Here is a 7837-nt window from a genome sequence, read left to right as displayed (position 1 = left end):
ATGATATTGTCGAAGGTAAAAAGAGCCTTCCTGTACTAATTCATCTGGAAGAAAACCCTCAGGATAAACAGAAACTTTCTTTACTGTTTGAAAAAGCCCGTCAGGAAGGAATTGATTCACCTGCGGTAGAACAGGCAATTTCAATTCTTACAGAAAGCGGGGCTGTAGAAAAAGCAAAATTACAGGGCAAGAAGATTATTTTAGAAAATTCAAATGCACTTTCCTGCTTTTTTGGAAATCAGAATAAATCTTCACTCATAGAAGAGCTGTTTGATACTCTTCAGAAAAATGCCTGACAGGAATTCAGTTATGGTTGAAAATGCAGCATCACTTAACACGCAGGCTATTGAACTGGCCGAAAATGGTAATTTTACAGAGGCAATTGCATGCTTAAAAAGAGCTATTTCTATCGAAAAATACAACTATCTTCTCTGGTATAATCTCGGAATAACATATCGTGATGCAGGAAATCTTAATGATGCAAAACTTGCTCTTTTAAAAGCACACGAAATCGAAGAAGAAGACGATGAAGTCATAGAAACACTTGCTTTAGTCTGTTTTAATCAAAATTCATACGAAGAAGCTATGGCTTACTGTCTGGAAGGACTTTCAAAAAACAGTAAAAATGCTCACCTTTGGAATACGCTGGGTGTAATTTACTTCAATACAAATGATTTTCCGCTTGCATGCGAAGCTTTTGAAAATGCAGTTACCATAAATTCATATTATTATGATGCATTGTTTAATTTGCGCGACACCTATGAAGAATTAGGTAATAAAGCAGGCTTTCAAATGTGTGTCGAACAGATGAAAAATATTCAGCTTGGGGAAAACTCTTTTAATTCAGAGGGCGTAGATGCGTGATTTTGCAATCGTAAAGAAAATCTGCGGGCAAAATATCGAAGTAGTCTCACTGATTTCTGATGCCTGCGTCAGCTGCGGTTCATTAGATTGCGCAAAAAAAGGAAAAAGTTTTGTTGTCCTTAATAAAAAAAATCTGCCCCTGACAGAAAATTCTGTCGTTCGTATAGGATTCCCAAAAATACTGCGCGGTATTTTAGGTTTTCTTGCCCTTGTATTTCCGATTGCAGGCTCAGCTGCAGGTCTTTTTTTATCACCTTTAATTTGCAGCCGGCTGAATTTACAGTTAACACAGACAGCTTCAGCCGTTATTGTGCTGTTATTCTTCTTTATTTCAGCATTTATTGTTTTTATTATAAGCAGAACAGATTTACATATTTCAAAGCCGGAAGTTTTCCAGGTAATGTAATTTTAATCTTCACAAATTCTTAAAATTCTGCTTTAATTTGTCGATAGTTAAGTAGGCATTATTATGGCAAATTCTTATGAAAAACCAGATTTCTGGTCAAAAAAAGCTTTTTCTGAAGGTTATCCTGCACGCTCAGTTTATAAGCTTCAGGAAATTGACCAAAAGTTCGGTATGATTAAGAAAAATTACAAAGTTCTTGATTTGGGTGCAGCTCCCGGAAGCTGGACAACTTTTCTTCTCCGCCAGATGAATGGCAGCGGAAAAGTAGTTTCATGCGACTTGAATCCTCTTTCAAAGAGTGTAAAAGGCGATAATCTCGTTTTTATTCAGGGCGATTTACAGCAGAAGGAAGTATTCGACAAAATCAAAAACGAAGGTCCGTTTGATCTGGTTGTCTGTGATGCAGCACCTCTTACTACTGGAAACAGAGTTGTTGATACAGCCCGTTCTTCAGGCTTAGTAAAGATGGCTATCTGGTACGCACAGACAATGCTCAAAACAGGCGGTAATTTTGCCGTAAAAATCTTTCAGAACGGAGATCAGCAGACACTTCTTAAGATGATGCGTGAAATCTTCACAACAGCAAAAGGTTTTAAGCCTGTTGCCTGTCGTTCTGAATCATTTGAAACTTACTTAATTGGGTTGGGTAAAAAGTAATGAAAAAAGTATTGCAGAATCTTAATAAGTCCGTCAAAAAGCTGTCTGTAAAGGACGGAATTCAATGTCTTTCTATAACAGCAGGGGTTTGCATTCTCGTTCTTACAGGAGCTGTTGTTTTTGCAAATCACACGGCAGATGTTGAAAACGGACAGGGCGGTTTTGAAAGTCCTACAATTCCTGTTACTGAAGAAGTTCTTGAAGGCATTGCACAGAATTCTTCTGGTTCAGATACTGTTCCTGTAATTTTCGATGAAAACATGACAGTTTCATATTCTGCATACAGAATCCGCTCCGGAGACATGATTGGAAAAATTGCCGAAAATTTTGACATTACTTCAGACACAATTATTTCAGTAAATAATATCAGAAATTCACGTCTTCTTCAGATTGGTGATTATCTTAAAATTCCTAATATGCCTGGAATTCTTTACAATGTAAAAAAAGACGGTGAAACAATCGAAAAAATAGCAGAAAAATTTAAAATTGAAGCAGTAAAATGTTCAAATGTTAATAAAATTGAATCTGATGCAGCTTTAACAGCAGGTACAACCCTTTTTCTTCCTGATGCAGAGCTTGACTGGGTAACACGTCAGGAAATTAACGGTGATTTATTCCGAAAACCAATTCATGCCCGCTGGTATAAATCTTCAAGTTTCGGATGGCGTGCAAGTCCTTTTACCGGAGCACGGTCTTATCACTCTGGTGTCGATATGGCCTGTCCTGCCGGAACAAATATTTACGCAGCACTTCCTGGAAGAGTCACCGCAACAGGCTACACTTCAACTTACGGAAACTATGTAGTAATTGCACACCACTCAGGCTATAAAACCCTTTATGGTCATATGAGTGCAATTACCTGTGTTAAAGATCAGTATGTTTCACAGGATACACGAATCGGTCGTGTTGGAAGTACAGGTATGAGTACAGGTCCTCACCTGCATTTTACAGTCTTTAAAAATAACAAACAGGTAAATCCTGAAAACTTGTGGAACTAAAAATCAGATAACTTTTCGTTATCCATAATAAGTTTGCTCTTAGACTGAGCAGTTTTAAAGTTTCGTTTTAACTTTGCGTGCCAGAATGGTCTTATCTTAAAAAAATAAGGAAGTACGCTATGATTAAGACGAAACTTTTATTTTTATCAGCTGCACTCTGTATGTTCTCTCTTACAGCACAGCCAAATTCAGAAAGTATGCCGGAAATGAACGGAATGCCGCCTGAAGGAGGACATGACATTACGAAACAGTTTGATGCTGTTGTTTCTGTCAATAACGAATCAAAAACAATCAAAAATGAAACGATTACTTCGAACGAAGACGGAAAAAATGCTGTTTTCGTTCAGGGCGAAAAAGGCATCGTAAATGCAAGCGGTGTAAAAATCAAAACAGAAAAGAACGGTTCACGCGGATTTTATGCTGCTTTCGGCGGTACAATCAACGCTTCGAAAGTTGAAGTTGAAACTGCAGGAGAGCACTGTGCAGCTTTTGCAACTGATATGGGAGAAGGTACTGTAACTGTAGAAAATGCAAAAGCACTTACAAAAGGACACGGTTCACCTGTTATTTATTCAACCGGTGCTATCAGTGTAAAAAATCTTAAAGGTACTGCTGAAAATTCTGAAATTGCAGTAATTGAAGGAAAAAATTCTGTCGTAATCGAAAAATCAGTAATTACCGGCGGAAGCGGACTTGATGAAGAAGTTTCAAGCGGAGTTATGCTCTATCAGAGTATGAGCGGAGATGCTGACATTGGAACTGCAAGTTTTACTGCAAAAAATTCTACTCTTACAAATAAAGCTTCCGGTAAAAACAGTGCATTCTTCTACGTTACAAATACAAATGCTGTCGTCAATCTTGATTCTACAAAACTTGAAGGAAATTCTGACGTTTTGATTCTTGCAAGTGGAAATAATTCGAGAAGGGGCTGGGGAAGAAGCGGTGCTAACGGAGGTAAACTCGAATTTAATGCACTGCGCGAAAATCTTTCAGGAGAAATTATAGTTGACGAAATAAGTTCTCTTGTCTTTAATCTTGGTGCAAAATCAACCTATACCGGTGCAGTTAATGCAAAAAAACAGGGTAAAGCTGATATTATAATTGCGAAAAATGCAAAGCTTGTCCTTACAGCTGATTCTTATTTCAATAAATTTTCTGATGATGATGATTCATTCAATAATATTAATTCGAATGGCCATAAAATTTATTACAACGCAAAAGAAAATCCTTCTCTTAAAGGAAGAACAATTCTTTTGAAAGACGGTGGAAAGATTGTTCCATGTGAATATGATTTTTCTAAACTGGAAAATGCAAAAGCTTCAGAAAAGGGCATGAAAATGCCTCCAAGACCGGAAATGAACGGCGAAAAAGGCATGAATCCTCCGCCTGACGGAAAATCGGGTGATAACCAGAAAGGTGGAAAACAGATGCCAAAAATGGAAATGTCTGTATTAACCGGTACTTTGAATATTGTTTCTGATAAGGCTATGCTTATCGACAACGACAACAAAGCAACTCTTCTTTCTGTAATGGAAAATCCTGGTAAAGACGGAAAAGGTAATCCGCCTTCAGGTCAGCCGCCTATGGGTGGAAACGGAAATATGGCACCTCCTTCAGATATGAACGGAACGGGGGATATGCCTCCAGAAATGAAAGACGGCCAGAAAGGCGGGAAGCAGATGCCAAAGCCTGTAACATTTGAAGAGCTTAAAAAACTTAAGGGTAAAAATGTAGAGGTTAAAGGTATTCTGGAAAAGGACGGAACTTTCAAGGTCTTTACAATCGAAGCTAAAAAATGATATATTAGCGACATTCGGGCGGCTGAGTACCAGCCGCTTTTGCCGACTTAGCTAAAAAAGTTGGCAAAAACGAAGTTTGCCGACTTAGCTCATCCGGTAGAGCAGCGCCCTCGTAACGCGCAGGTGGTTGGTTCAAGTCCGACAGTCGGCTTTAATGCCAGACAATTCTTCATTAAACCGCATGCTTACAGAGCCGGTAGGTTCACTTATCTTAAAAAACGCAGTTCCTACAATCATTACAATGATGGTTACGGCAATTTACAATACTGCCGACACTTTTTTCGTTTCAAGGCTTGGAACATCTGCCAGTGGAGCTGTAGGTATTATTTTTACACTTATGTTTTTAATGCAGGCCGTGGCTTTTACAATCGGTATGGGAAGCGGAAGTGTTACAAGCCGTGCTCTTGGAGCAAAAGATTTTAAGAAGGCCAACACTTACTGTTCAACAGCTGTTTTTACGGCATTTTTTTCAGGCGTTCTTTTTACTGTATTCGGAAATATTTTTAGAGAAAGCCTTGTCCGTCACTTAGGAGCGACTCCTACAATTCTTCCGTATGCTTTAGACTATGCAAAATATATTCTTTTTGGAGCTCCATTTATAATTTCGTCGTTTGCAATGAATAACCTGCTCCGGTTTCAGGGGCGGGCTGCTTTTTCAATGGTTGGAATGATTGCCGGCGGGATTATTAATATTATTCTGGATCCGTTTTTTATTTTTGTATTTGACTGGGGAATTTCAGGAGCGGCTATTGCAACTTTAATCAGTCAGATAATAAGTTTTTCGATTCTGCTTTCAATGTTTATCCGGAAAAAATCACTTGCAGAACTTTCTTTTTTCCATATTTCCCTCTCTCTAAAAACTTACACAGATATAATTACCAGCGGGCTTCCTTCATTCTTCCGGCAGGGCATGGGAGCTCTTTCAGGAATATTCTTAAACAGACAGGCAGCTTTCTGGGGAGCTGCTACACTTTCTCTTGCTGCAACGAGTGTTCTTGCTTCAGATTCTGCTGTAGCGGGCATGGCAATCTGTAACAGAGTAGACAAGCTTCTTCTTGCTGTTGCAATCGGGCTTGGTCAGGGTTTTCAGCCTGTGTGCGGAATGAACTATGGTGCAGGCAAAAACGGTCGCGTGCGCGAAGCCTATGTTTTTTTAGTTAAACTGAGCGCAATTATAATGAGCGCGTGTGCAATTCTTGTGTTTATCTTTGCACCTGAAATTGTCCGCTTTTTCCGTGATGATGATGCGGTAGTTTTTGTCGGCTCATTGGCTTTGCGCGCCCAGAGTCTTGTTCTGCCGTTTCATTCGCTTATATTCGGAACGAATATGCTCTTACAGGTTGCAGGCGAAAAAAAGAGCGCAACATTTCTTTCTTCAATGCGTCAGGGACTGTTCTTTATTCCGTGCATTTTTATTCTGCCACATGCAGTGCAGTTTTTAGAATTTGAGCCGATTCTGGGCGTTCAGCTTACACAGGCTGTGTGTGATATGCTTGCAGCAGTCTGTTCAATTCCGTTTATGGTAAGATTTTTCAGAAAATTGAAAGCTCCAGATTTTTAACACAAAAATCAAAATCTGTGTTATTCTGTCTTCATGCAGAATTCTTTTGAGTCAGTAAGATGCGATTCTTTAAATCATAAATACGAACAGGCAATAACCAGAGAACTTCCTATCTACTCGCGCGGAAACGGAATCCGCTCAGAATTCGAGCGTGATTACACACGTCTTCTTCACTGTCAGGCGTACAGCCGGCTTAAACACAAAACGCAGGTTTTCTTTGCACCGCATAACGATCATGTCTGCACGCGCATGGAACATGTTCTTCATGTAGCTTCGGTTGCTTCAACAATTGCAAAATATTTAGGCCTTAATCAGGAGCTTACTCAGGCAATTGCAATCGGCCATGATATAGGCCACGCTCCTTTCGGACACTCAGGCGAAGATATTTTAAACGAGCTGCTCGGTAAAAAAGAAGGAGCAAATGCCCCTAAGAAATTCTGGCACGAACGCAATTCTCTTTTCTTTGCTGACTTTATCGAAACCCTCGACGATCCAAACGGAATCAAACGCCCCTTAAATCTTACTTACGCGGTACGTGACGGTCTTATCTGCCACTGTGGAGAAGTTGACCAGCAGGGAATGAAGCCGCGTGAAGAAGCTTTAAATTTATACGATATAAAAAGACCAGGTCTTGTTCAGCCTTTTACATGGGAGGGCTGCGTCGTAAAAATCAGTGATAAAATTGCCTTCCTTGGACGCGACATTCAGGATGCGCGCGCCTATCATCTTTTAGACATGGGAAGCTACCGCCAGCTGCGCGAAATTGTCACAGAAACCCTGGGTCTTACAAAATCAGGTAAAACTCTTTCTCACCGTAGCGGCAGGGCAGTAAACCCGAGCGTTCTGATTAACGACATGATTGTTGATTTGTGCGAAAATTCCAATCCGGATGAAGGGCTTTTCTTTTCAGAAAGTTATTTCAAATTTATCACCGAGCTTAAAAAATTCAGTTTTGCGAACATTTACAATCACTGGCGGCTCGTTGAATTCCAGAAATACGCGCAAAATGTCCTCGAAACAATTTTTAACACACTGATGCGCTCTCAAATTTACGTTCAGAAAGGAACTGTAGAGCTTCATTTGAGCACATATCCGCGGCTCGGTAATGAATTTTCAAAATGGCTTTTGCATTATACAAATTATGCTGAACGCACTAATCAGAAAAAGCCTGTAAATTACGATACTTCAAGCGTATTCGACATCTTCGACAACGAAAGTTACAAAAAATGCGTAATTGAATTTATTTCCGGTATGACAGATGAATTTGCAATTCAGTGTTTCACGGAAATAATCAGCTTTTAGCAAAAAAAAGCTCCCGGGCAATTGCTCAGGAGCTTTTCGCTTTTTATGGCATTAGATTAGTAATCCATTCCCATTCCAGGCTGTGCTGGCATCTGTGGTGCCGGTGGCTCTGGAATGTCTGTGATTGCACATTCTGTTGTAAGAAGCATTCCTGCAACAGAAGCAGCGTTCTGGAGTGCTGAACGTGTGACTTTAGCCGGGTCAATGATTCCGTCTTCCATCATGTCAACCCACTTTCCTGTGCGTGCGT

At 39.8% G+C, this 7837-nt stretch carries 8 protein-coding genes, 1 tRNA gene and 1 pseudogene; 9 read left to right on the top strand and 1 reads right to left on the bottom strand.

What is annotated here, in order from left to right:
- The 9 genes and pseudogenes from ACKI5B_RS09815 to ACKI5B_RS09775 all read left to right on the top strand — a co-directional run.
- Nucleotides 1-296, top strand: a pseudogene (locus ACKI5B_RS09815) (polyprenyl synthetase family protein); the annotation flags it as partial.
- The gene (locus ACKI5B_RS09810; protein WP_407428244.1) at nt 289-864 is read left to right on the top strand and encodes a tetratricopeptide repeat protein; all 576 of its coding nucleotides are present in this window, start codon (nt 289-291) and stop codon (nt 862-864) included. The pseudogene ACKI5B_RS09815 and the gene ACKI5B_RS09810, both read left to right, overlap by 8 nt.
- The gene (locus tag ACKI5B_RS09805) at nt 857-1270 is read left to right on the top strand and encodes a SoxR reducing system RseC family protein (protein ID WP_407428242.1); all 414 of its coding nucleotides are present in this window, start codon (nt 857-859) and stop codon (nt 1268-1270) included. The genes ACKI5B_RS09810 and ACKI5B_RS09805 overlap by 8 nt, the downstream gene beginning before the upstream one ends.
- A gap of 63 nt (nt 1271-1333) precedes the next feature.
- The gene (locus ACKI5B_RS09800) at nt 1334-1927 is read left to right on the top strand and encodes an SAM-dependent methyltransferase (RefSeq protein WP_407428240.1); all 594 of its coding nucleotides are present in this window, start codon (nt 1334-1336) and stop codon (nt 1925-1927) included.
- Complete coding sequence (locus ACKI5B_RS09795; RefSeq protein WP_407428238.1) at nt 1927-2925, top strand: peptidoglycan DD-metalloendopeptidase family protein; 999 nt, start codon at nt 1927-1929, stop codon at nt 2923-2925. The genes ACKI5B_RS09800 and ACKI5B_RS09795 overlap by 1 nt, the downstream gene beginning before the upstream one ends.
- A gap of 119 nt (nt 2926-3044) precedes the next feature.
- Nucleotides 3045-4724 (top strand): hypothetical protein, encoded by a 1680-nt coding sequence (locus ACKI5B_RS09790; protein WP_407428236.1) that lies wholly within the window; start codon nt 3045-3047, stop codon nt 4722-4724.
- 78 nt (nt 4725-4802) lie between these two features.
- A tRNA-Thr gene (locus tag ACKI5B_RS09785) sits at nt 4803-4875 on the top strand.
- A 3-nt stretch (nt 4876-4878) separates the two neighbouring features.
- A complete protein-coding gene (locus ACKI5B_RS09780) occupies nt 4879-6285 on the top strand; it encodes an MATE family efflux transporter (RefSeq protein WP_407428234.1) in 1407 nt (468 codons plus the stop codon).
- 33 nt (nt 6286-6318) lie between these two features.
- Nucleotides 6319-7587 (top strand): deoxyguanosinetriphosphate triphosphohydrolase family protein, encoded by a 1269-nt coding sequence (locus ACKI5B_RS09775; RefSeq protein ID WP_407428232.1) that lies wholly within the window; start codon nt 6319-6321, stop codon nt 7585-7587.
- 56 nt (nt 7588-7643) lie between these two features.
- On the opposite strand, the gene ACKI5B_RS09770 is transcribed toward ACKI5B_RS09775, so the two are convergent.
- A partial coding sequence (locus tag ACKI5B_RS09770; RefSeq protein ID WP_407428230.1) for a TCP-1/cpn60 chaperonin family protein occupies nt 7644-7837 on the bottom strand: 194 nt, incomplete at its 5' end.

This window comes from Treponema sp. (genome assembly GCF_045657965.1).
Taxonomy (GTDB): domain Bacteria; phylum Spirochaetota; class Spirochaetia; order Treponematales; family Treponemataceae; genus Treponema_D.
This window is presented reverse-complemented; position numbering and strand designations above follow the sequence as displayed.